Source organism: Streptococcus parasanguinis, assembly GCF_016648925.1.
Taxonomy (GTDB): Bacteria; Bacillota; Bacilli; order Lactobacillales; family Streptococcaceae; genus Streptococcus.
The window spans coordinates 1-23,498 of sequence record NZ_JACLQX010000014.1 but is presented as its reverse complement, the minus strand read 5'-3'; the positions used below and the strand labels follow the sequence as shown (position 1 = coordinate 23,498).

The following is a 23,498-nucleotide window of genomic DNA, read 5'->3' as shown; positions in this document are numbered from 1 at the left end:
GACTTCTTTTGCTATTAAACTATTTTTCATATCCCAAATAAATTATTTACTACAATCGGTAGTTGTCAAAAATTTAATTAGAAAAAGAATTATACCTGATCTAAATCCTGTTTCATCACTGAAATCATTCTTTTTGCAACTGTGTCCCACGAATATTCTGCTTTATAATAATCTTGTTTCATCTGAACATTTCTAAAGAAGCTTTCATCTTTTATTAGATTATACATTTTATCAGCTAAAACCCGTGGGTTTTCCTCTTCAGCAGGTATTAATAATCCTGTTTCATTATTTTGAATTAGATTTGGCATTTCCATTAAATTACGTCCAATACATGGTAAACCATAGCAAAGAGCTTCAACAAACACAATTCCAAATGCTTCAAATCGAGAAGGTAAAACAAATACATCACAAAGATTATAATAATATTGTACCTTATCAGCTGGTAGATTCCCTAAAAAATAAACATTCGGATTGTTAAATTCCATCGGTGCATCTGAGGGACCTATAATGTACAACTCTGCCTCTGGCATGAGATTATTTTGCAAATAAACAAAAGCATTATAAACAAGATTTCCACCTTTACGCAAAAAATCTTTGCCAATAAATAAAAATTTATTTCGTCCCTTATGTGAGTGCTCAAGTAATAGGTTGTCCATATTTGTTCCCGCTCCCACGTAATGAACTTTTTCAACTGGAAGCCCTTGTTGAGCTATTAGGTAATCTGAAAACCATTTACTCATAGTAAATATTCCAGTGGCTTGATTATAAAATGTTTCCTGTTTTCTCATTCGACTATCTAGAATATCTGCCGAGACGTTTTGAAAACCACTATATTTGAATGATTGACTATTGTTTTGAGAACTCTCTATCAAATAATGAAGATTCAAGTCTTGATAGATATACACTGGATTATCAGGAAAAGATAAAGGAAACTCATCAAATGTAAGACAAACATCCTTTGGAGAGAGATGAACTTGATTTTCAGCATATTTTATATACGTCATGTTCATATCAGATTTTCTAATACCTAAACGAACAAGCACTTTGTGCACATTCATTCTAAAAGTATAAAAAATATTCTGTTCCTCAACAATCTCGTATTTTCCTAAATACTTTTTAATATTAGTTATTGTACCAGACCAATCCCAGGTCAATTGTTCTTTGTTATGAATAATTCTTGGAATTACAATCTTCAAACTAACCCCTCCTAAATTTATGTTTAGCTATATCTAAAATATGATCTAACAATGGATTTTTTAAAAGTTTGAGCTCTAATAAATAGATGATTAAGCTTACTAAAGTAATGCTAAAAATTAAAAGAAGTGAATTAGTTACGAATAACTTAAACCCAAAACCAATGACTATTATTGAAAAGAAACCTAGTAAAGCTTGAACTAAGTTCTGTCTCCATAGTACAAAATTAATGTACTTCCCGCTTTCTCTTACAACCAGAAAGTTATATAAAACAATAAAAAATTCTGATGCAATCGTTGCTACTGCAGCACCATTCTGATAAAATACTGGAATTAAAAGAAGACTAATTCCGATATTTACAACAATTCCATATAGAGCTCCTGTTAAGTTTACAGTTTCACGTCCGATAGGTATATTAAGCCCATAAGTTAATATCCCACCAAATATGGCTCCAATTAAACTAATTGCTAGTAACTGTAATGTTAAAGTGGCATCGATAAATTTTATTCCACCTAAAAATAAAATAATTTCCCTAGATAGGACAATAAGACCTGCACTCATTGGAATTAAGATTAGAGTTACCACTGAAAGTATTTGAGTATAACTTTTTTTAAATTCGTCAATTTTCTGTTCTCCAAACAAATGTGACAACCTAGGTATTGTAACAGAATAGATTGAAGCTAATAAATTTTTTAATATTGTATATACTCTGGCTGCAACAGCATACAATCCAACGTAATATGCTCCTTTAAACCACTCTAATATTAGCATATCAGAATTAGCATAGATACTAATTACTAGACCACCAGAAAACAAGACAATAATTGGCTTAAAATGCTTTACTAGATCAAGTCTCCAAACAAGAGAGAGTTTTAAATACTTTCTACAATAGATTAAATTTAAAATACAAGATATCCCTGAACCAATTACTGAGATAAATGTATATAGATATAAATCACTAGCTGTTTTAACAAGAACAAACATCAATATCAACGATAAAATTTGTATAATGATACTTCTAATCGTAATATAAAGGAAATCCTCAAAAAGAACGTTTATCCAGTCCACTCCGAGTGTTGTAAAAACAATTGTCAAACTTTGAATAAAAATCAGAATTTGATATTCTCTATTCGGAATAAATAAGCATACAACTAATACTAACAACAGATAGGATACTATCGTCGATAAAATATTTATAGTAAAAATTTGATTACCTAAATGACTTAATTTCTTAGAATCAGATCTAATACGCCCCCCTTCCCTAATAGCATAAGTAGAGATCCCAAGTGCAGCAACTAAAGAAAAGTAACCTACAATAGAAGCTGTATAATTAATTTTTCCTAGGTTCTCCACACCTAATATTCTACTGATATAGGGATAAGTGATTAAAGGGAATATAATTGAAAGTGCTGTTTTAAATAAATTTAAAGCCGCATTCACTCCCATTTTTTTAGTCATCTATTAACTCTCCATCTCTGTTTAATTTTGCAGATTCATTATTGATAATAACTAGTGTCAACGTTAACGCAATAATCCGAGGTCTATCAATATATGACATGATTGGAAGGCTCATCAGAAAACTAATCAGTAGGCCTGTTATTAATACGTTGGAACTAAGTTTCTTTACCCACGTCATAATTAAATTTATAGTCAAAAGGATATACCATACAAACCCTGGCACCCCCAAAGAACCTAATGTTCCAAATATCCCGATATCATCATAATTAAAAAATCCATCAGGCCCTTTTATAAAATAATATAAAGAAGTGCCCTTTTCCGGAGTATGCAATCCTAAACCAAATGGATAAGTAAAAATTTTATTAAAATAATATTCTATTGCACCTGTTCGAGCAAAAGAGGAGCCGGTGTTATCCGAAATACTATCAGATATTGAACCAAATTTATTTGAAATAATGAATAAACCCGCCGTCCCTAAAATAAGAGTCCATAATAATGAGGATAGAGTTAGTCTACGCTTATTGTATATGAAATACATTGAAAGAATGACTATTAGTACAGTCACCAAATAGTATCTCGACTGATCAACATAAAAAATAGCAACTAACATCAATAATAAACTAACTATATCAAAAAATGATTTTTTAAAATGATTTGCAATAATTTTCCATGCCACCAATATAACAAATACCCGAACAAGTCCCTCAAAAACACTATAAATACGTAAAGGTACTGTTAAATTATAAATATAACTTATAGGAATAATCTCTTCAATTTTCAAAAACAATGTTTGCAAGCCATGATATCTGTATACTTGCATAACAAATAATATTGATACTATTGAAATGGTTATCTGACCGATTTTAACAAAAAGCTTATAGTTTCTTTCTGTCTTAAATATCTCGCAAAGAGGAAAATAAAGGAGTAAAATTGAATAAGGAAGAACATCCCACAATACTTGCGTAATCGAGTAATCAAATAAATACATTGACACAAGCGAATTAAAAAACAGAATTAGAAAAAAGATTAGGATATAATTTCCAAAAATACCTAGTTTAAGTTTCCCTTTATTATAGATAAAGTATGCCAAAAATAATATTAAAGAATAGAATGCAACTCCTAATTTATTACTGGCCGCTCCTCCCAGTAAATTCGGCCAACTTACTAGATAAAAACCTCTGAATTCAATCAAGAAAAATAGTAAAAATAGAAAAAGATATTTATTAAATTTCAATGTTTTTTCTCCTTGAAATACGTACCATCCAATATTTTTTTCAATCGATATATCTTTTTACATAAGAAGTAGGACATATCAGATATTTTCAAAGAAAGTTTAGATGCCCCTCTATATTCTCTGTAATAGTATTTTTTTGATACACGGCCAATTTTCTCTGACTCAGGATTATGCGCTCCTCTATGATAATGATAAATTGTCCATTCAGGATAGAAATAAGTCATATATCCCTTATTCCTCATTCTTTCACTTAAAATCATTTCTTCACAATAGAGAAAAATATTTTCATCAAATCCTGATACTGCTTCAAAAGCATTTCTAGAAACAAACATAAAGCTACCACTAACCCATCCAGTCTCACCCTCAGGAGCAGTATAGTCAATATCAATCCATTTATGTATCTTACTATTAAACCACTGCCTATTATAATCCTGAAGTATCATCTCTTCTACAAAATTCATCCGCTTACGAGGACTTTGAATATCTCCTTGAGGAGTGAGAATCTTAGGACCAACTATACCTATTGGATGATCGCTCGTTTCAATGATAGTTTTACATTCATTCAACTGTAAACCATTAGGAAACTCTAAATCATTGTTTGAAAAAACTAGATAGCGTGTATCAAAGTTCTGAATTGCAAATTTTGCACCTAAATTATTGCCTTTAGAGTATCCACCATTTTCATTGGAATCAATTATATAAATTTTCCTTTGTGAAATTTCAAAAGAATAAACTTTTTTCCCATTAAAAGCAGAGGAAGTAAATTCAACTTTAGAATCTTGTAAGAATTGTTTCCCCAATTCTTCCGCACTATTATCTACGATAATGTAATGTACATCATTCCCGACATATATATCAATAAACTTTTTTATATAATCTACTGTATCACTCATTGATTTGTAATCAGTAATAATTAATGAGTACATAGAATCTCCTTTTGTTTCACTTCGCTAATTCCTGATAGATTATTCGTAATTTTCTAGCGCTATCCTCTATATCAAATCCAGCTTCTTTTATTTTTTCTCTAGAACCATATGGAAGGCGTTCATAACTCATAGAGGTGATAAAATCTGACCACTTTTCAACACCATCAGATAATGATAATCTATAAAAGTTTGAATTAACCGATGCTGACTCTGGAACAGCAGAACTTACCACACAAGGTAGTCCAGATGCTTGTGCTTCAATATTCACGATTCCAAATCCTTCATAGAAAGAAGGTAACAAAAAAACATCCATTGCTTGTAAATATTGTGCTGGTTGTTCTTGTTTTCCAAGCAATAAAACCCTTCCTAATTTTATTTCTTCGTCTAGCAGCGTTTCTATATTAGCTCGTTCTTCACCATCACCAATCCATATAAAATAAAAATTAGGTACCTTGAGAAAAAAAGTATGTATTAGGTCAACTATAAATTCAGGATTTTTTTCATATGACATTCTCCCGACAGTACCTAAAACGGTAGCCTCCACTGGAATATTTAGATTCTCTCGTACCTTTTGCCTTAACTCTTCATTATATAAAAAGTCATTGATTACAATACCATTTTTCAGTATCGCCACATCAGACAAATCAGTATCGCCATACAAATAATTCGCTGCTTCAAGTGAACAGGCCAACTTATAATCAACAAGAAACTTAATTATTTTTCTTGCCGTTAACATTTTTAATCTGCCAACAAAACCCTTACCACGACTAGATGAAGTAGTGTGAGCATGAAGTACTATTTTTGCACCTACAAGCTTTGACAGAATAATATTAAATAACCCCTCGATAGCATCATCTGCATTAATATGAACAATATCGTACTTTTCTTTTTTTAAAATAGAGTAGATATTTCTTAGCCTTTTTATTTTACTTGATGCTTCCTTAACATGTTGAACCTGTCCCCCGTTTTCTTCAATTATTCGATGAAAACTAGGGTTCTTCAATTTTCCAATAGCCAAAAAGTCAACTTGAAAGTCGTCTGTTAAGGGACGAGTCAAGTTATAGGCTATTACAGACCTACCTCCTGCTCCGAAATTGTCTGCCCCCATTTGTAAAATTTTAGTTTTCATCTATTTACTCCAGTAACTAATACATTGAATCACAATTCAAATTGAGACTTGTCAGGATAACGATTAGACAATATCTTAGAAAATTTCTCCAAGTCATTTTCTGTCATCGCCATATCATCATTGACACAAAGTAATTTTGTCTTTTTTTTCGATAATAATTTAGGAAGCTGATCAACAGCGGTAATTGAAATTGATTTTCCAAAATTTTTAGTAGATGGTTGAAAATCATTACTTTCAATTTGCCAATAACATAATAAATAATGATTTATATCCGTATTATAGTCTCTAAATTTATGTTTAGATGTTTGAACAAAAATGTCTTCTTCTACATTCCATAAATGAATTAGTGTACTCTTTTTTATTGGAACTGGTGTATGCTGATTATAGTATCCAGTTATCTTCCATGGAAATAACAAAATATTTTTTAAAACCAATTGACCATATTTAAAATTGAAAAACTTAAACGGCGACTGTTTCAAGGCTTTTTTATTTGAAAAATGTCTATATAAAACTTCTACATTATTAAAATAAACTTTGGAAAAAGATGACCACGGAACCAAGGCTTCATAAACAGCCAATAGCCTCGGTTGTCCGTTGACAAAAAAATCATCAGGCTTAACATCTTGAATCAAATACATGTCATCGTTAAAAAAAACAAAGTTCTCTGATAAACCTTCAATGCGGTGTAAATTCAACTCAATTGCAGCAGAATTAAATGTTGGTAAATATTCCTCAGGCATAAAATCACTATGCCTAACCCATTTTAGTTTAGGATGATTTAAATTTAACCATTCCGGTTTTTGACCATTAGTTATAAGATAAATATTATTTACCCACGGTGCATGCTTCTCTACCATCCGAAACCAATAATTGAATGTTCCATAATCTCTATAACGGTGCAGATTATCTCCATCATTATCAACCTGCAAACTATTAGACGTATATTTATTTTTTTCTCTAATGAAGTCAGGATCATTTCCATCAACCCAAAGTACAACAAAATCAATTTTTTCTTCCATGTTAAATCACCTATAAAATAATTGTTTGGCCGGTCTAACTATATAATTTTTTTGTTAAAAGTCCATTATTCCGATACAATAAAAAAGAAGAAAGACCAAAAATATTATGTTACTTTTCTTTATCAAATAAAATAGTCCAAACTTCATTTGCCAAACCCTTGTCTAAAAATCTCAGAATGATTTCTTAAAACAACATCAAAAAACGTTTTGTATACTGAAGGCTAGTTTTAATACTTTAAGTCTATACAGTACATATTTTAACTTATTTGGTTGGTCTTTCATTTGAGAAAGAGAAACACTATTCTTAAGCAATTCTTGTTTCACTTCATCAGTAATGTCTATATATTCTTTGTCTAATTTAGATTTATACAAACTTGCTAGTATGTGAATCAATCCATTTACATAATAAAGTTGTGAGATATGCAACTCTTCTTGATTTAATTGCGAACATACAAAATCTGAATAAAACATTTCTTTATAAAATCCATACATATCTCTAAACTTTTTTTCATTCCAAGACTGTGTAATAGAATTTGGGTTGTCAATTAAGTAGTGATAGTATTTTTGATTAGTTGCATAGACCTTCTTAGCCACAAGAAACAGTTTGTAATTAGTGCCAAGATCCTCATAGTATTTCCCAATTGGAAACTGAATGTTATGATCAGTGAATAATGATTTTCGATAGATTTTATCATTAGCAAACCCAGTAATATAACGATGCTTCAGCATTTGCACAAAAGCATCTTTACCTTCAAATACTTGGGTCACTTCTGGTTCTGAAACTATAGCATCTTCTTCACCCTTCACAAATTCACGATTAAAAGAAATAATATCAAACTTCTGGGATTCAAGGACTTCCGCTAATGCCATAAAGGCATCTGGTTCAATCCAATCATCTGAATCAGGAAAATAAACATATTCTCCTTTGACATGAGAAATACCTGTGTTCCGTGCTTCAGAAAGTCCACCATTTTCTTTATGAATAACTGAGATAAAGTCATAAGCCTTAACATAGTCATCACAGATTTGAGGAGAATGATCAGTACTCCCGTCATCAACAAGTATAATCTCATAGTCCTTCCATTCTTGGGCAAGAACACTTTCAATGCAACGTTTTAAATATCTTTCAACATTATATACTGGAATGACGACAGTTAATAGTGGTTTCATCAATTCTTTACCTAAATTTTTATTCTACTCTAATTCTTCTCCTCTCTGATCTAACTGACTTACAACATTCAATGATATATGGTAAATCTTTAAATCAGCTCGGATATAATCCTTTTTTCAGCGAATTTGATTATTAATATTTCTTATACAACTCCGAAAAATTTCGAATATAACTTTGTAATGAGAAGAGTTCTTTTTGGCGTTGGACAGAGGCCTTACCAAATTGTTCTCTTTTCTCAGTGTTCTCTGCTAATTCTTGGATAGCTTTAGACAATTCTTCAGGCTGATTTGGAGTAGCGAGAAGGCCATTTTCGCCTTCCTTGACCATCTCACAGACACCACCATGACGGTAACCCACTACAGGTTTACCACAAGCCATGGATTCAAGGACTACAGTTGGTAGAGGATCTGGGTTAGTACTTGGCAAGACAAATATATCGAACATATTATAGAGCTCTGTTGTCTTACTATAATAATCGATACGCTTGATTTGGCTAGCTACTGGTGATTCTGATATAGCCTTTTCCAACTCATCCACGCGCCACTCTTCACCTTCAAATGCACTTCCTGCCAAAAAGGCTACTGCCTTTGGATTTGCCTGCAAGATTGGGGTCACGGCTTCTAGGAAGTCGCCTTGCCCTTTCCAGGCATTCACACGACCAACCATACCGATAACCAAAGCATCCTGCGAAATTCCAAACTGATCACGAACCGCACTAGCATCCATCACCTGATAAACAGCATTGTCAACACCATTATAGATGACTTGAACTTGATCATCTTTTACAAAACGAGACTGCTTGACGTGATTAGCAACAGCATTTGAAACTGTCACAATGGTATCCGCATAGCGACCCATTAAAAAGTTGATGAAATCAGAAATAGCTTTAGGTTTAACGATGATTTCATGGACATGCCAAATCAGAGGAAGTTTCAACTTCCGCTTGAGGTAAATGCCCTCAAGTACCGCAGTTGTATTGTTGTGAATAAGAGTAATCCCATTCTCTTTAGCATATTTAGCAATTTGTTTGGAGTAACGGTTATAGGAGCCAAAGTACTCAAGAATCCCTTTTGGATTAAAATATTTCCGGCGCAAAATTGGGTAATCAATAACTTTAACCTTTGCACCGACCTCTTCTAAAGCACCCACTAAGATACCGTCGTTGGGTAAAATAACGTGTGCTTCAAAAGCATTTTTATCCAAACCCTTAATAAGCTCCAACAAAACCTTGTCAGCACCATACATTTCGGCACCAGCATGGAGATATAAAATTTTCTGCATTTCTAACCTTTAAATACTTTCTCGTAGTCTGTGACAATCTTTTCCCAAGTGAAAGCATCTGCAATCCGTTGACTTGATTTTTGATTGAGGTCTTCGATAGCTTGTTCATCCAATTGTTCAGCCTGATTAATGACATGTGCCAATTGATCTTTCTTCCAATAGAGAGCACCATCTTCACCGACTTCACGGTTAAAGCCAACATCTAACAAGAGGTTGAGTTTAGTAGACTCGAGCGCCTCAAGAAGGGATGGATTAGTACCACCTACCTCATGACCATGGAAATAAGCGAAGGCATGTTCACGAATGTATTTGAGCAATTCTTGATCATAAACAGTTCCGACAAACTTCACTCGAGGGTCTTGATCAAATCCTGTATCTTTACGCAACTGTTCATAGAACTTGTTTTGCTCTACATTGGTAATCAGGACAAAATCTTTTTTGGAACTGGACTGCATAAAGCCACGAATCATGGCCTCATAGTTGTTTTCGGGTACAAAGCGACCTACGACAAGGTAGTAATTTCCTTCAGAGACTTGCTTATCCGCAAACCAGGTCCGTATTTTCTCATCTTCCCTACTCAGGCTAGACTTGCTTGTATCCGTTCCATAGGCGATATAGGTCGTCTGTGGCTGATACTTAGCGTAATCCTTCTGAATATAAGCCTCGATATTCTTGCTATCACAGATTAACAGGTCGGCATGTTTAACCATGAGTTGTTCCGAAAACTTCCAGTACTTACGGACTGGGAGACTCCATTTCGCGCGAAGCCATTCATGACCATCTGGATTGACCATGAGGGTCCCACCGATCGCCTTGATTTTCTTTTTAATTTTTGAGATAAAAGGACCAATCCGGCAAGCCAAGACATAGAAGATCGGAGCTTGATCCTTATTTTCTTTTGCGATTTCAATAGCTTTATTGAGAGCCGCAATATCATAAGCAATGGCACGCGCAGGACCGATATTAGGGACATCAATGTTGTAACAGATTGCTCCATTATGCTCGAAAGTATCTGCAGTAATTCCTGATTTTGCTGAATTCTCCTGCATACAAGCTACATAATACTGGATATTTTTATCTTGTTGGAATTCTGTCAACTTCTCAACAAAGGTCTCAAAACCACCATATTTTGCTGGAATACCTTTGGAACCAACGATATAAATTGATTGTGTCATTTTTCTCCTAACATGGAAAGGACGAAGTAGGCAGTCTCCTACTTCGCTCCTTCTTTTCTAAGTACAACCTTCACGGTCTTGAGCAAGATCTGAATGTCTCTCCAGATCGTCCAATCATCCATGTACGCAACGTCCAGTTTGACCACTTCGTCAAAATCCTTGATTTCACTGCGTCCGCTCACTTGCCAAAGTCCTGTAATACCTGGCTTGAAGCTGAGTCGGCGTTTTTGAGCTGGTGTATATTCTTGGTATTCGTCAACCGTTGGGGGACGAGTCCCGACCAGACTCATGTCTCCGATCAAAACATTGTAAAATTGTGGCAATTCATCGAGACTGGTCTTACGGATAAAGCGTCCGATTGGCGTTACCCGCGGATCATTTTCCATCTTGAACATGCCACCTGTCATGGTGTTTTGCGCCATGAGATCTTTCTTAATCTCTTCGGCATCCACACGCATGGAGCGGAATTTATAGAAGTTGAAATACCGTCCGTTCTTTCCGACCCGTTTTTGTACAAAGAAGGCAGGTCCACCATCTTTGCGGATTAGAGGGGCCAAAACGATACTTACTAGTCCACAAATCAATAGTCCAAAGAGGGCTCCTGCAATGTCCAAAAGACGTTTGGCAAATACGTGGCTCGGTTTGTAGAAATTGGTTGAGAAAGTAACGACACTTAGTCCCCCGACTTCTCGAACCCGTTTATTGCCTAAGGAAGCGAAGTTAAAGGCATTGAGATTGACCGATACATCGATCCCCATACTCTCAAACTCCGAGACGAAGTCACTAATATTGTAGTCCTCACTTGGCAGATTAATAAACACTTCATCCACCACTTCCTTAGTCACAAAGTTCATCATTTGATCTGGCTGCACCACCCGTACACCCGAATGAGCAAAATCCGTATCGTCCATGACGGTGACACCGATTAGTTCCCCATGATAGAGGTTAGGCGAATGCAGAATATCAAATACCTTTTCCATCCGACTGGTCGCTGTGATCAAGAAAATCTTTCGCGAACTTTTCCGCCGTGGCGAAACAGACTTCCGGTATCTCTTGAGCAAGAGATCCATGACATAGACAGAAAAAGTATTCAAAAGAAAGAAGTAGATCATCCCCCGACGAGAGATGGAAAAGACCCCATCGAGCATAAAAGAGGTAAAGGTGATCCCAACAGCGAAAAACACATTGTATTTCAAGACCTGAAAGAGCTCATCCAGGTAACCCCTGCTATAAAAACGATAGGCAATATTGCTAATGTAGAAGGCTACAAAATGTAAGAGATAGAGAATGGCGATCGTCTGTGACGTGTATTCTGCATCCTTAAAAAGACTCACAATGTAAGCCGAAAATAGGACAGCTAAACTTTGAAAGAGAACAATATTTAGTTTTTCCAGTTCGATTCTTTCTTCTCCCATTTTCCCTCAATCCTAATCTTTACTTTTTCCCGTACTCTCCGTAAGATCCGTATCCACCATACGAACCATACTCAGCAGCTTTAATGTTAAATTTATTGAGCACTACTCCCAAGAAAGGCGTGCCTGTTTGTTCTAATTGGTCCTTAGCTTTTTGGACAGCCTTGCGTCCATTGGCCCCAGATTCTGTGATCAAGACAGTTCCATCACAGCGTTGGGCGATAATCGCCGCATCAATCACGACCCCAATTGGAGGAGTGTCGACAATGATATAGTCAAAATGCTCACGCAGTGCATCCATCATCACGGTGAAGTTCTTGCTTTGCAAGAGACCTGTTGGGTTTGGTGCTACCTGACCAGACTCGATGATATCCAAGTTTGGAAAATCAGTCGCATACAAGATTTGGTCCAATTGGCTACGGCCAGATAAGAAGTCGGTCAACCCTTGAATCTTATCCCGGCTACGGAAAACCCCTGTCATGACAGAGTTCCGGATGTCACAGTCGACCAAGAGGGTCTTGTAACCTGCACGTGCAAAGGCAACAGCCAAGTTGGTTGAAGTGGTTGATTTCCCTTCATTTTCTTGAACAGATGAGATGGCGATGACTTTTAAGTCTACCCCACTCAATTGGATATTCGTCGCTAGGGCATTGAAGTACTCTTCTGCCTTCCGAATTTCTTGTAATTTATTTTTTGAAATTTCTAACGTATTCATGCGATCCCCAGTCTACAGTTTCTTAATATCTGGCACAATACCAAGCAAGGTTAAGCCCATCAACTCTTCGATATCTTCTGGTCTCTTGACACGATCGTCCAAGACTTCTACTACGACCATGAGAACCACCATAAGGCCTGCTCCAGCAATAAAACCAAGGAGGACATTGCGTCGGATATTTGGTGAAGAAGGTGATTGAGGCACTTCTGCTTCATCCAAAGTCGTAACATCTGACACCTTGGTCACAGAAATGATCTTTTCAGCTGCTACATTCCGAAGGCCATTGGCAATGCGGGCCGCTTCTTTTGGATCTCCGTCCTTAGCCGTGATCGAAAGGATACGAGTATCTGTCGGAACGGATACACTGATCTTTTTCGACAACTCACCAGGTGTCATATCGAGTTTCAATTCTTCGATGGCTTGGCTCAAGACATTTTGAGAAAGAATGATCTCACGGTAGTCCTTAACCAAGTAAGAACCCGCCTGCAAATCAGAGTTTGTCAAGGCATTGTTGTCTTGGTTTTGACGACTGACCACGTAGATCCGGCTAGTACTTTGGTATTCTTTCTTGGCTAAAAAGGCACTGTAGCCAAATGCTGCGATGGCAAAGACAAGAGCGACCAAAACGATCGAAAACTTGCGTTTCCATAGGGTCTTCAGCATAGCGAAAACATCAATTTCCACTGCTTGATTTTCTTGATTGTTCATTTCCTAATTACTCCTTCATGTGGATCTCTCCACCTGTTTCATGGTTAGATTAATTCATCCGCTAACAAGAGCTGCTGATTGTCGACAAAGAGGGCTTGTGCTCGTTGTTCTCCGTATTCTTCCTTGATCAAGCGATAGGCTTCTGCCATATAAGGCGGTCGTTTATCCACATTGTGCATATCACTAGCCACAAAGTGCACCAAGCCTTTTTCTAAGAAGTACCGAGCTCGTTTTTTCAGTTGTTTTTGCTCATCCCCAAAGAGGCGAGGCTTGAGAACACTGGAACTATTGATCTGCATGTAGCAGCCCATGTCAATCATCTCTTGCACACGCTCCTCATTTTTCTCCAAGCACTTGTAGCGCTCAATATGGGCCACCACCGGTGTCACACCTAGATGGAGCAAACGGTCCAAGGCCGTATGAATCTCCTTGTAAGGTGTTCCCATGCTGAATTCAATTAGCGCAAAGCGCGTCTCAGCTAAACGTGGAATGATCTTTTCTTCCAGTTTTTTTAAGACATCATTGGTAAAGTAGATCTCTGCCCCGTAATGAATCGTTAAATCTGGCGCGACCTCTGCCGCAATTTTTTTCACTTCTTGAAAATTTTCAGAAATCTTTTCTTCGGGGGTTTCAAACATCCCCTTGCGACGATGAGAAGTGGAGATAATGGTCCGCACCCCTTGGCGATAGCTTTCTTCCAATAAGGAACGCGTATCTTCTCTTGTCTTTGGTCCATCATCCACATCAAAGACGATGTGCGAGTGGATATCAATCATTTTTCTTTTCCTTCCATCACTTTTTGAATGGTTTCCTTTGCCTTGGTCAAGCTGGCTTGATCCAACTCCATTACATAGAGATTGTAACCAGGCATAGCATAAGACGGCAAGTCATTTCGTCCTTGACCGGTGATCGCTTGAGAAGTCACCTCATAAGAACCACCCGTTTCTAACTGGGTATTGATCAAGTTCATCATAGTCGGCAACTGCATATTGGTTTGGACAGAATCTTGGAGGTTTCCGATAATCTCATTGTAGTTGCTTAAGACCTTGGTAGAGGTCAACTTTTTGATAATGGCCGCAATGACTTTTTCTTGGTTTTTCCCACGGTCATTGTCGCCACCTTGGAGAGAGTAGCGTTCTCGGACAAAACCGAGGGCTTGCTCTGAATTCAAATGAACCTTTCCAACTGGGAAATGGAACTTGCCATGAAGACTCGTGAATTCTTGGTCATTTTCCACATCGATTCCCCCTAGAAGGTCAATCAACTTGAGGAAGGAGGTGAAATTGAGACGAACATAATAGTTGAGCTTGATATCATAGAGATTCTCAAGAGTATGGATCGAAGCATCCACTCCGTAGATCCCCGCGTGGGTCAACTTATCATTTTGGTTGTTACCACCATCTGCAATCGGTACATAGGCATCCCGTGGTGTCGTTGTCAATAGGACTTGCTTGGTCTTCCGATTGACGGTCATGATGATATTGACATCTGAACGAGAAACCGAGGTTACCGGCCCATAGGTATCGATCCCGCTGACATAGATGTTAAAGACATCCGCATTGGCAGATACCTTGCTCGTCGCTGCCACTTCTTTTCGGATCTTGTAGGAATAGATTTTCTTCAACTTCTTCGCATAGTCCGCATCTTCTGCTGCAATGGTATCTTCAAAGGTACTGTTGAGGACCATAGCAGTAGCGTTACCCTCTTGCAAGCTCTTATAGGCATCTAGATAAGTCGGTGCATCCACTACAGAAATTTCCTGACCCTTGGTCTTTTTGATGTTGTCCAAGAGGGCAGTGAGATTGGCTTCGTTATTGTTGCCCTTTGGTGCCACCACTTCCTTGATTTCTTTGATATCTTTGATATCACTGTCTTTCTTGACATAGACAGCCATCTCAAACTCTGTATAGTTAGAGTGGCCATTGACATTACTGGTCAGATTAAGCAGCTGTTGACTAGCAAACAAAACTCCTGAACTAGCCAATAAGCCGACAAGAAGCAGGACCAAAGTTGTCTTTTTGGCCTGATTTTTGATCACAAACCAAGCTGACAAGAGCAAGAGAAGAGCTAGTAGTGCAATCACGAGAACATTGACATAACGAAAAGCCAAGATGTTATTGGCCAACATGGTATAGGTCGCCCAACTTGCAGTCATAAGCAAAAAAATAAGCAATACGGAATTAATGATTCGCAATTGCCCCCACTTATGTTCTGAACGACGACTTCGTCTCCTTTGTGACATAAATACCTCCAATTAGTCCTAATCATATTTATTGTAACATATTTTTAGCAAAAAATGCATTAATTATCACTTTTTTGTCCATTATGTACATTTAAAAAGTAAGCGTTTTCTGAAACGAGCGAAATCCCTTGTATACTTATGCAGAGAACCTAAAAAACCGGGTGAAAAACCCGGTTTTTGAAGATCCTACAAAAGATCATCCCGCTTGACTTGCTCAAAACTTTCCTTGCCATCATTGAGCTTGTCCCAGATGACAATTTTTCCTTCTTTCAATGATTTTTGAACATCAATAATCCGCTGGTTGGAAGAACCACGAAATTGCAACATGAGGTTGCGTTTGCTCTTATCATAGCGCCCATCGACCAGGATATCAATCAGCGACAAGAGCTCCAGTTTATCAGGCGTTTCTAACATCATTTCTTCCCAAGTGTAGCCCGTCCATGACCAGATGTCTTTTTCCGGCAATTCTTTCCGAATACGTTTTACAAGGGGTAAAAGTATACCTGTATTAAGAAATGGCTCTCCTCCTAGCAAGGTTAAGCCTTGGACATAGGGTTGGGCCAGATCTTCCATGATCTGCTCTTCTAACTCTTGGGTATAGGGAATACCTGCATTGAAAGACCAGGTCGCTACATTGTAACAACCCTCACAGTGAAACATGCAGCCTGCTACGTAAAGGGAATTGCGCACCCCTTCTCCATCCACAAAGTTAAAGGCCTTGTAGTCGATGATGCGTCCTTGACTCAGTTCCTCACTCTTCCATTCACCTGGTTTAGGTGTATTCCATGTCATCCTTCTACTCCACTTCTATCCAATAACGCTCCGTTCCATTTCGAACATCTTCAAATTGACCACCATTGGCTAAGATAACCGCTCGACTGGCCGGATTTTCCGTGCTACAAGTCACCAGAGCACGATGGATGTTCTTTTCTTTAGCTAGTTGCAGACCTTGACGGAGAGCTTCCTTGGCATAACCTTTTCCCCTTTCAGAAGGGCGGATGGAATAACCGATATGACCAGCATAATTCAACAATCCCTCATTTAGTCTCAGCCGTAGATTCAAAAAACCTAAAGCATGACCTGATTCATCAAACAATACGAACTGAATTGATGGAACGCGATTTTCAGGCAAGTTTATTCCCATTTCTTTATTAAGGTTAGTTTCTAGCCACTCCTCATAATCAAAGTTCTCAGCATCCCAAAAGCCGCCGTCGTGGGCCGACTGGTTCTCTTCGAACTCTGCCATCATGTTTAGAATGGTTTCTTTATCTGCTAAAGTTGGTCTACGTAGTTCCATCTTTACCTCCCCCCATACGAGAAAAGCGAGAGCGAACTCTCACTTTACAACATAAACAATCATTTTTAATAAAATGAGTTAATAAATACTGAATCAATAAGATGACGCTTATTTATTAAACTTTTTCAAGAATCTACTGAGACTTTCCGCCGTGGGAAAAATGCCTGAAACCAACAAGTTTCAGGCATCCGGAATTATTGAGACCCTAGGCTCAATAATTAGTCATGGAACTTCGTAGAAGTTCGCTGACGTCCGTACCCCACCCAAGGAAGTCTCAAAAGAGAATTCCATCTTCAATATGAAGCGAGAATTCTCACCTTTATTTTTTCTTGTTCTTATTTAAAAATTGTTCTCTCAGGCTGGCTACTCGGTCTTTTTTATTGATTCCACCCTTTGAATGCTTTTCGTGGAATCGTTGAACCTGAGCCTTGCCCTTATCATCTAATTGGTATTTTCCCATAATGTCCTTTTCTAATCTGTCACTTGGTGTCCAGCTGATTTGATCGTGGATCCATTCATGTGTTTGACACGTGCAGCGATTTCCTTATGACGGCCATTGACCATGGGACGAGCTTGCGGGTTTCCTAGATAACCACAGGTCCGTTTGACCACATCAACCGTTTTCGGATCGCTATTGCCACAGTTTGGACAAGCAAATCCGCGCTCAGTCGGCGTGAAATCTCCTTCAAAATCACACTTGTAACAACGGTCAATCGGCGTATTGGTTCCGAGATAACCAACCCGGTCATAAGCATAATCCCAAACTGCCTCAAGGGCTTTTGGATTTTGTTGGAGCACAGGGTATTCACAATAGTGGATAAAGCCACCAGAAGCTCCAGCTTCAGGATAAACTTTTTCAAAATCCAACTTTTCAAATGGCGTTGGGTTCTTACGAACATCGTAGTGGAAACTATTGGTGTAGTATTCCTTATCTGTGATATCTGGAACCTGACCAAATTTCTCCGTATCCAGGCGACAGAAGCGGTCTGTCAAGCTTTCTGACGGTGTCGAATAGATGGAGAAGTGGTAATCATACTGGTCAGACCATTCTTCCACGCGCGCTTTCATATCCTTGATGATATCGATCGTGAATTGTTTGGCTTCTGGATTGTGTTCCCAATTTGGACCATAAAAGACGGTTGCGACTTCATAGAGTCCGATATAGCCAAGAGAAACGGTCGCTCTGCGATGACGGAAGAGCTGATCTACCTGGTCATACTTACCCAAGCGTTTCCCGAAAGCCCCATATTGGTAGAGAATCGGCGCATTAGCTGGTGTCGCTTCTTTGGTGCGTTCCACCCGGTAAACCAAGGCATCTTCAGCGATGTTCATCCGTTCATTAAAGATTTGCCAGAACTTCTCCTTGTCTCCGCCTGATTCCAAGGCAATCCGAGGTAAATTGACTGTCACAACCCCTAGGTTCATCCGGCCAGAATTGACTTCCACACCATTCTCATCCTTCCAACCTTGAAGGAAAGAACGACATCCCATCGGTACCTTGAAGGAGCCTGTCAACTCGACAATCTTGTCATAAGACAAAACGTCCGGATACATGCGCTTCGTCGCACATTCCAAGGCCAATTGTTTGATGTCATAGTTAGGCGTTCCCGGCTCTAGGTTGAGCCCCCGCTTGAGGGTAAAGATCAGTTTTGGAAAGATAGCGGTCCGATGTTCCGATCCAAGTCCCTTAATCCGAATTTCCAGAATCGCCTTTTGGATTTCCCGCTCGAAGCGATTGGTTCCAAGACCAAAACCAAGCGAAGTAAAGGGAGTTTGCCCGTTCGAAGTAAAGAGGGTATTGATCTCATATTCCAGCGATTGCATGGCATCATAGATATCTTTTTGAGTCTTGCTCCAAGCATAGTCCTCTTGCTTTTCAGGAAGCACCCACTCTTTGGCATCTGCCAAGTGTTTTTGGTAGTTCTTTTCTGCATAAGGGGCCAAGACTTCATCGATCCGGTCAGCCGAGCAACCCCCGTACTGACTAGAAGCTACATTGGCAATAATCTGCGAGATTTGAGCCGTTGCAGTTTGGATAGACTTAGGACTTTCTACTTCTGCATTCCCAATCTTAAAGCCATTTCTGAGCATGCCTTCAAAATCGATCAAACAGCAGTTAGTCATCGGTGTATAAGGGCTATAGTCCAAATCATGGTAGTGGATATCCCCTTTTTGGTGGGCATTGGCTACGTGTTTAGGCAACATTTTGAGACCAATAGACTTACCAACGATCCCTGCCGTCAAATCCCGTTGCGTATTAAAGACATCGCTGTCCTTATTGGCATTTTCATTGACAACCGCTTGGTCCTTGTTGAGGAGTTTTCCAATCGTAAAGTTGATATCCGTCGCTTTTGAGCGCTCAAAATCCCGCTGAGTCCGATAAGTAATGTAGCTCTCAGCAATCGCATATTCATTGGCTTGAAGCAATTCATGTTCGACAACATTTTGGATCTCATAAATCTTCACGCCATTTGGAAAACGTTCCAAAATCTCTGCGATTACACGATCGACAATGGCTTCTAGTTTGGCTTCCATCACTGGAGTGAGAGAAGTCACTTCTTCTGTCGCCTTCAACAAGGCTTTATAAATTTTTTCAACATCGAATTGAACACGACGGCCATCTCGTTTTTCAACAAAAATATCCGGGGCCATTCTCAGTTTTTCTTCTCTCAAGGTGATCATACCAAACATGCCTCTCTTCATTTATTTACATACAAGTTGTATTATACCACTCCAAAAATAAAAATCAATATCTTGTGGTGAAAATTCTAAAAAACTTTCTAAAACACAAGATATTGATTTTCTTAAGAGCGTTGATAGAGTTTGAAATAACGGTATTTCTTCTCAACTAGACGATAATTTTCTTTGAGCAAGTCCTTCATATTGGAGGTCAACTCCACCTGATTGTTGACCACAATATACTTGGGTTCAGACCGATCGATTTGTTGGATCGCATTGGTCCGATTTTCATTAATTCCCAGATAAGAAGTTGGAGTCAATAAGGCAGAAGCCGACAAGCGATCACTTTCTTGATAGATGGTAGCCGTTGTATCCCAAGCATAGATGGTATCTTTGGCCTTGCTGTGGTTATGAATGTAGCTAGCGATAGCGCTCCGTTCACTGGATTGACCAGACTGAACCACGACATCTTGGACCACTGGATTCGCTAATAAATAGACAAGGGCTACTAGCGGCAAGAAAGCTTGGCTCGTAAAGTAAGCGGCCCAAACTTCCTTGTTTTTCTTCTTCCGACCACGACGTTCGATCCCATCGTTTTCTTCCCCATCTCGTGAGAACCAGATTGCAAACAAGGGAAGAACAAATGGCAACATCGGTAACAATTGGTAAGCGCCTTGTTCAGGAAGACCAATAGACACAATGAGGACTACCAGGCTACCTGCCCATCCCATAAAGCGGAAGATCCGGCGAGCACTGCTACTTTGCTTGGTAAAGGACATCAAAAAGGCAGAAACTAGGCCAAAGGCCAGCGCCAACAAGCCATAATAGATGGCATTACTGAAGGTCTGTCCATTCGTGAAATTCAAGGCATTAAAGACATAGGTTACTTGGTTAATGGCATAGCCAAAAGTCTGATTCAAAACGGTGATATAGCCAATTGGATAAAAGACAAGTGAGAAACCAAGGAGAGCCGCTAGCAGTTGATAAAAGCCACGTGCCCATCTCTTTTGCTTGATATTAAAGGCTGTTAAACCAAGAAAGGCCAATAAATAGAACAGGGCACTAGTCATCGGATCAACTAAGAAAGCCACAGCGGCAATCGCACCATAAAGGATAAAGCCTTCGTCCTTACGATCCCCAATCAAATAAGCCAAAATGAAATTCATGCTGGCAAATAGGATTGGAAGGCTAAAGAAGGTGACATAGGTCCCTCCAAAACCAAGGCCTAGTACCAAGAAATAAAAGAGCAACTGGACATTCTTCGCTGTATCTTTATCAGACACCAATAGGCGGACAACACGATAGAGATAAGTACCCGCAAAGAAGAGGGCAATCGCTTGAAGGATCAGTAAGATCCAATGTCCTCCAGCCAAGCTTCCCAACCAGTTGATCGCATAATAGAGCAGACCATTGGTTCCGTAAAAATCACCAAACGGTACTTGCCCCTTGGTCATTGCCCAGCCGGCATACAAGTTTTGCGATTGTTGATTGGTTGCAAAACGGGTCAAAAATGGCACCCCGACATGCAGCAAACTAATCAAGAGACTCAATACAAAAGGAATCGCTAGGGGCACTGGACGCTTGGATTGACGACGGATCTGCTCAACTGCCACATCTGCTTCTAGCTCTTCCGTATCCTCTTCTACTTTAGATGCTTCCGCTTTCGCCGCTTCAACTCCCGATTTACGAGAACGGCGACTCATCCGACTGAGTGGTTGCTCCGGTTCCTGTTCCGATTCTTGTGTAGGCTCTGTTACTGGTTCTAGCTCTGCTTCCACTGCTGGCTCCACATCACTAATTGACTCAGATGTATCCAACGCGACCGGCTCCTCTAAGACTTCTGTCTGCTGACTATGCGTAGGCTCTTCTTCGCGAAAGACCGACTTGTCTAGCACTTCGCGAATTTCACGTGTATCCTGGAAACTATCCCCCACGTGAAGCCCTAATTTTTTCGAAGTCATTTCTTGCTCTTTTTCGCTCATTCTTTTTCCTTTTCTTCACTATTCCTCTGCTTTTCCTTTTAGAAAAAAGCTCATTATCTTCTCTAGTATACCAAATTCTGCCGACCCTGTCAGCCTCTTGTCACATAGTGATAGGTAAAAAGAGTCAGGCCTCTCAGCTTCTGACTCTTTTCTCTGTTTTCACACACTTGTTACAACATCGGTGCGAATAATTGCATAATTTCCTTGATCAAACTTTGGTGCCATGTAAAGCGGAAGGTATCTTCAGTGATCTCTTGAGACACTTCAAAGATGTGGTCAAAGTCCGCTCGAATCTCTTTCAGAGCAGGCGTTTGATACATCCAGACCGCATTTTCATAGTGATGGACCAGACTACGGTAGTCAAAGTTAATCGATCCCACAACCGCCATTTCATCATCTGCTAGGACTTGCTTGCTGTGGACAAAACCAGGTGTGTACTCATAGATCTTCACTCCTGCATCCATCAAATCTAAATAAGCCCCACGCGTAACGATTTGGATCAATTTTTTATCTGGAATATGCGGAGTCACGATGCGAACATCCACCCCACGAAAGGCTGCATTGCGGATATCCTCTGTCAAATCATAATCAATGATCAAGTAAGGAGTCGTGATATAGACGTAATCTGTTGCCTGGTTGATCATATTTTGATAGACCGTCTTTCCAACCTGCGACTTGTAAATCGGTTTAGGACCGCTTCCATAGGGAATGTATAGTCCTTCACCTTCGACCGCCTTGTTTTCAATATGGTAACGGTCAAAATCCTCGATTTCCCCACGGTTGATGTACCAGTTCATGAGAAAAAGTCGGGTCAAGGCCTTAACAGCCCGTCCATCCAAGCGGATAGCACTGTCCTTCCAGTGACCAAACCGCTCAATATGGTTGATATACTCGTCTGCCAGATTGACCCCACCTGTATAGCCGATCTGCCCATCAATGACCAGAATCTTTCGGTGGTCTCGGTTATTATAAGCTACCGTTAAGCGGGGGATCACCTTGTTAAATTTATGGGCATCAATCCCCATCTTTCGCAACCGTTTGGTATAGTTTCCTGCCAAGGTCGCCATACAACCAATATCGTCATAAAGGAGTTTGACTTCGACCCCATCTTTCACTTTCTGCTCTAAAATCTCTAGGATACTGTTCCACATCAAGCCCTCATCAATGATGTAAAACTCGATGAAGATAAATTTTTTCGCCGCTCTCAGATCCTCTAGTAGTTGCGCATACATGTCCTCTCCTAGAGGATAAAAGGTTGACGCCGTCCCATTGTAGAGATCCGCATTGTGGTCCATGGACAAAATCGACTTGACCAAGCCATAAACTGCCTTGCTTTCTTGCTTGAGCTCCTTACCCAACTGATGACTATTGTCCTCTCGAAACTTCATGGACTCCATATTTTTCAGCTGGATCATTTCCTTTTTGGACAAACGCCGCTCTCCAAACATGAGGTATAAAAGCGATCCAAAGACAGGAATGACGGCAATCAAGAGCCAGGTCACCTTATTTTCAGGCGGGGTATTTCGATTAACAATAGCTAAGATTGTCGACACATATAAGAGCCCAATGACTGCAACAGATAGCCAATGAGGGAACCATCTATTAAGCCAGAAGAAGGCCGCAAAGGATGCCCATAGTTCAAAGCCCATAAACAAAATACTAAATCCATATTTGGACATTAATAGACGTAATTTTCGAAAGGTCACAGCATCCTCCTTTTTTTCTTTCTACTAGTATACCAATTCTTTTTACCCGTTGCAACGACCAACCAAGCCCCTTCTAGACAAACAAAAAGAGAGTGGGACAAAAGTCCTAGCCTCTCAATTATTTTTGGATTGTCGAGCAAGACGCAGTGGTTGAGTGGGCTCTACTACGC

General features: G+C 39.1%; 20 protein-coding genes. All 20 read right to left on the bottom strand.

Going from position 1 to position 23,498, the window contains the following annotated elements:
* Positions 1 to 89: 89 nt before the first annotated feature.
* Positions 90 to 1,196, bottom strand: coding sequence for a glycosyltransferase family 4 protein (locus H7T97_RS06380; protein WP_061455832.1), 1,107 nt, complete (start codon positions 1,194 to 1,196; stop codon positions 90 to 92).
* A 1-nt stretch (position 1,197) separates the two neighbouring features.
* A complete protein-coding gene (locus H7T97_RS06375) occupies positions 1,198 to 2,652 on the bottom strand; it encodes a flippase (RefSeq protein ID WP_021154071.1) in 1,455 nt (484 codons plus the stop codon).
* Positions 2,645 to 3,886, bottom strand: a complete 1,242-nt coding sequence (locus tag H7T97_RS06370; RefSeq protein WP_003014546.1) for a hypothetical protein — start codon at positions 3,884 to 3,886, stop codon at positions 2,645 to 2,647. The genes H7T97_RS06375 and H7T97_RS06370 overlap by 8 nt, the downstream gene beginning before the upstream one ends.
* The gene (locus H7T97_RS06365; RefSeq protein WP_003014514.1) at positions 3,883 to 4,812 is read right to left on the bottom strand and encodes a glycosyltransferase family protein; all 930 of its coding nucleotides are present in this window, start codon (positions 4,810 to 4,812) and stop codon (positions 3,883 to 3,885) included. Before H7T97_RS06365 ends, H7T97_RS06370 begins: the two co-directional genes overlap by 4 nt.
* Before the next feature lie 16 nt (positions 4,813 to 4,828).
* Complete coding sequence (locus tag H7T97_RS06360; protein WP_061455833.1) at positions 4,829 to 5,941, bottom strand: glycosyltransferase; 1,113 nt, start codon at positions 5,939 to 5,941, stop codon at positions 4,829 to 4,831.
* A gap of 29 nt (positions 5,942 to 5,970) precedes the next feature.
* Entirely contained in the window at positions 5,971 to 6,960 is a 990-nt protein-coding gene (locus H7T97_RS06355) for a stealth family protein (RefSeq protein ID WP_061455834.1), read from the bottom strand.
* A 195-nt stretch (positions 6,961 to 7,155) separates the two neighbouring features.
* Positions 7,156 to 8,130: a glycosyltransferase gene (locus tag H7T97_RS06350; RefSeq protein WP_201089804.1), complete on the bottom strand. Its 975-nt coding sequence runs from the start codon at positions 8,128 to 8,130 to the stop codon at positions 7,156 to 7,158.
* A gap of 133 nt (positions 8,131 to 8,263) precedes the next feature.
* A complete protein-coding gene (locus H7T97_RS06345; RefSeq protein ID WP_201089802.1) occupies positions 8,264 to 9,412 on the bottom strand; it encodes a glycosyltransferase family 4 protein in 1,149 nt (382 codons plus the stop codon).
* Positions 9,413 to 9,414: 2 nt separating this feature from the next.
* Positions 9,415 to 10,587 (bottom strand): beta 1-4 rhamnosyltransferase Cps2T, encoded by a 1,173-nt coding sequence (gene cps2T, locus H7T97_RS06340; protein WP_201089800.1) that lies wholly within the window; start codon positions 10,585 to 10,587, stop codon positions 9,415 to 9,417.
* Between the two features lie 38 nt (positions 10,588 to 10,625).
* Positions 10,626 to 12,002 (bottom strand): sugar transferase, encoded by a 1,377-nt coding sequence (locus H7T97_RS06335; RefSeq protein WP_201089798.1) that lies wholly within the window; start codon positions 12,000 to 12,002, stop codon positions 10,626 to 10,628.
* A 19-nt stretch (positions 12,003 to 12,021) separates the two neighbouring features.
* Entirely contained in the window at positions 12,022 to 12,714 is a 693-nt protein-coding gene (locus tag H7T97_RS06330) for a tyrosine-protein kinase (protein WP_125826769.1), read from the bottom strand.
* Positions 12,715 to 12,726: 12 nt separating this feature from the next.
* The gene (locus tag H7T97_RS06325; protein WP_045760015.1) at positions 12,727 to 13,422 is read right to left on the bottom strand and encodes a Wzz/FepE/Etk N-terminal domain-containing protein; all 696 of its coding nucleotides are present in this window, start codon (positions 13,420 to 13,422) and stop codon (positions 12,727 to 12,729) included.
* Positions 13,423 to 13,466: 44 nt separating this feature from the next.
* Positions 13,467 to 14,198 carry a capsular polysaccharide biosynthesis protein Cps4B gene (gene cps4B, locus H7T97_RS06320; RefSeq protein WP_201089796.1) on the bottom strand — a complete coding sequence of 244 codons (732 nt, stop codon included), beginning with the start codon at positions 14,196 to 14,198 and terminating at the stop codon, positions 13,467 to 13,469.
* Complete coding sequence (cpsA, locus tag H7T97_RS06315; RefSeq protein WP_201089794.1) at positions 14,195 to 15,664, bottom strand: LCP family glycopolymer transferase CpsA; 1,470 nt, start codon at positions 15,662 to 15,664, stop codon at positions 14,195 to 14,197. The genes cps4B and cpsA overlap by 4 nt, the downstream gene beginning before the upstream one ends.
* 186 nt (positions 15,665 to 15,850) lie before the next feature.
* Positions 15,851 to 16,456 carry an anaerobic ribonucleoside-triphosphate reductase activating protein gene (gene nrdG / locus H7T97_RS06310; protein ID WP_118096146.1) on the bottom strand — a complete coding sequence of 202 codons (606 nt, stop codon included), beginning with the start codon at positions 16,454 to 16,456 and terminating at the stop codon, positions 15,851 to 15,853.
* 4 nt (positions 16,457 to 16,460) lie between these two features.
* Positions 16,461 to 16,961, bottom strand: a complete 501-nt coding sequence (locus H7T97_RS06305) for a GNAT family N-acetyltransferase (RefSeq protein WP_070587729.1) — start codon at positions 16,959 to 16,961, stop codon at positions 16,461 to 16,463.
* A gap of 319 nt (positions 16,962 to 17,280) precedes the next feature.
* Positions 17,281 to 17,421, bottom strand: a complete 141-nt coding sequence (locus H7T97_RS06300) for a hypothetical protein (RefSeq protein WP_003002079.1) — start codon at positions 17,419 to 17,421, stop codon at positions 17,281 to 17,283.
* A gap of 11 nt (positions 17,422 to 17,432) precedes the next feature.
* Positions 17,433 to 19,643 carry an anaerobic ribonucleoside-triphosphate reductase gene (gene nrdD, locus H7T97_RS06295; RefSeq protein ID WP_070589926.1) on the bottom strand — a complete coding sequence of 737 codons (2,211 nt, stop codon included), beginning with the start codon at positions 19,641 to 19,643 and terminating at the stop codon, positions 17,433 to 17,435.
* 122 nt (positions 19,644 to 19,765) lie between these two features.
* The gene (locus tag H7T97_RS06290) at positions 19,766 to 21,622 is read right to left on the bottom strand and encodes an MFS transporter (RefSeq protein WP_201089792.1); all 1,857 of its coding nucleotides are present in this window, start codon (positions 21,620 to 21,622) and stop codon (positions 19,766 to 19,768) included.
* A gap of 170 nt (positions 21,623 to 21,792) precedes the next feature.
* Positions 21,793 to 23,328, bottom strand: coding sequence for a cardiolipin synthase (gene cls / locus H7T97_RS06285; RefSeq protein ID WP_201089790.1), 1,536 nt, complete (start codon positions 23,326 to 23,328; stop codon positions 21,793 to 21,795).
* Between the last annotated feature and the right edge of the window lie 170 nt (positions 23,329 to 23,498).

Bases quoted from the DNA above. Each gene is read 5' to 3' on its own strand.
- H7T97_RS06375 (WP_021154071.1), bottom strand. From the start codon at position 2,652: ATGACTAAAAAAATGGGAGTGAATGCGGCTTTAAATTTATTTAAAACA.
- H7T97_RS06365 (WP_003014514.1), bottom strand. From the start codon at position 4,812: ATGTACTCATTAATTATTACTGATTACAAATCAATGAGTGATACAGTA.
- H7T97_RS06360 (WP_061455833.1), bottom strand. From the start codon at position 5,941: ATGAAAACTAAAATTTTACAAATGGGGGCAGACAATTTCGGAGCAGGA.
- H7T97_RS06355 (WP_061455834.1), bottom strand. From the start codon at position 6,960: ATGGAAGAAAAAATTGATTTTGTTGTACTTTGGGTTGATGGAAATGAT.
- H7T97_RS06350 (WP_201089804.1), bottom strand. From the start codon at position 8,130: ATGAAACCACTATTAACTGTCGTCATTCCAGTATATAATGTTGAAAGA.
- H7T97_RS06345 (WP_201089802.1), bottom strand. From the start codon at position 9,412: ATGCAGAAAATTTTATATCTCCATGCTGGTGCCGAAATGTATGGTGCT.
- cps2T (WP_201089800.1), bottom strand. From the start codon at position 10,587: ATGACACAATCAATTTATATCGTTGGTTCCAAAGGTATTCCAGCAAAA.
- H7T97_RS06335 (WP_201089798.1), bottom strand. From the start codon at position 12,002: ATGGGAGAAGAAAGAATCGAACTGGAAAAACTAAATATTGTTCTCTTT.
- H7T97_RS06330 (WP_125826769.1), bottom strand. From the start codon at position 12,714: ATGAATACGTTAGAAATTTCAAAAAATAAATTACAAGAAATTCGGAAG.
- H7T97_RS06325 (WP_045760015.1), bottom strand. From the start codon at position 13,422: ATGAACAATCAAGAAAATCAAGCAGTGGAAATTGATGTTTTCGCTATG.
- cps4B (WP_201089796.1), bottom strand. From the start codon at position 14,198: ATGATTGATATCCACTCGCACATCGTCTTTGATGTGGATGATGGACCA.
- cpsA (WP_201089794.1), bottom strand. From the start codon at position 15,664: ATGTCACAAAGGAGACGAAGTCGTCGTTCAGAACATAAGTGGGGGCAA.
- nrdG (WP_118096146.1), bottom strand. From the start codon at position 16,456: ATGACATGGAATACACCTAAACCAGGTGAATGGAAGAGTGAGGAACTG.
- H7T97_RS06305 (WP_070587729.1), bottom strand. From the start codon at position 16,961: ATGGAACTACGTAGACCAACTTTAGCAGATAAAGAAACCATTCTAAAC.
- H7T97_RS06300 (WP_003002079.1), bottom strand. From the start codon at position 17,421: ATGGGAAAATACCAATTAGATGATAAGGGCAAGGCTCAGGTTCAACGA.
- nrdD (WP_070589926.1), bottom strand. From the start codon at position 19,643: ATGATCACCTTGAGAGAAGAAAAACTGAGAATGGCCCCGGATATTTTT.
- H7T97_RS06290 (WP_201089792.1), bottom strand. From the start codon at position 21,622: ATGAGCGAAAAAGAGCAAGAAATGACTTCGAAAAAATTAGGGCTTCAC.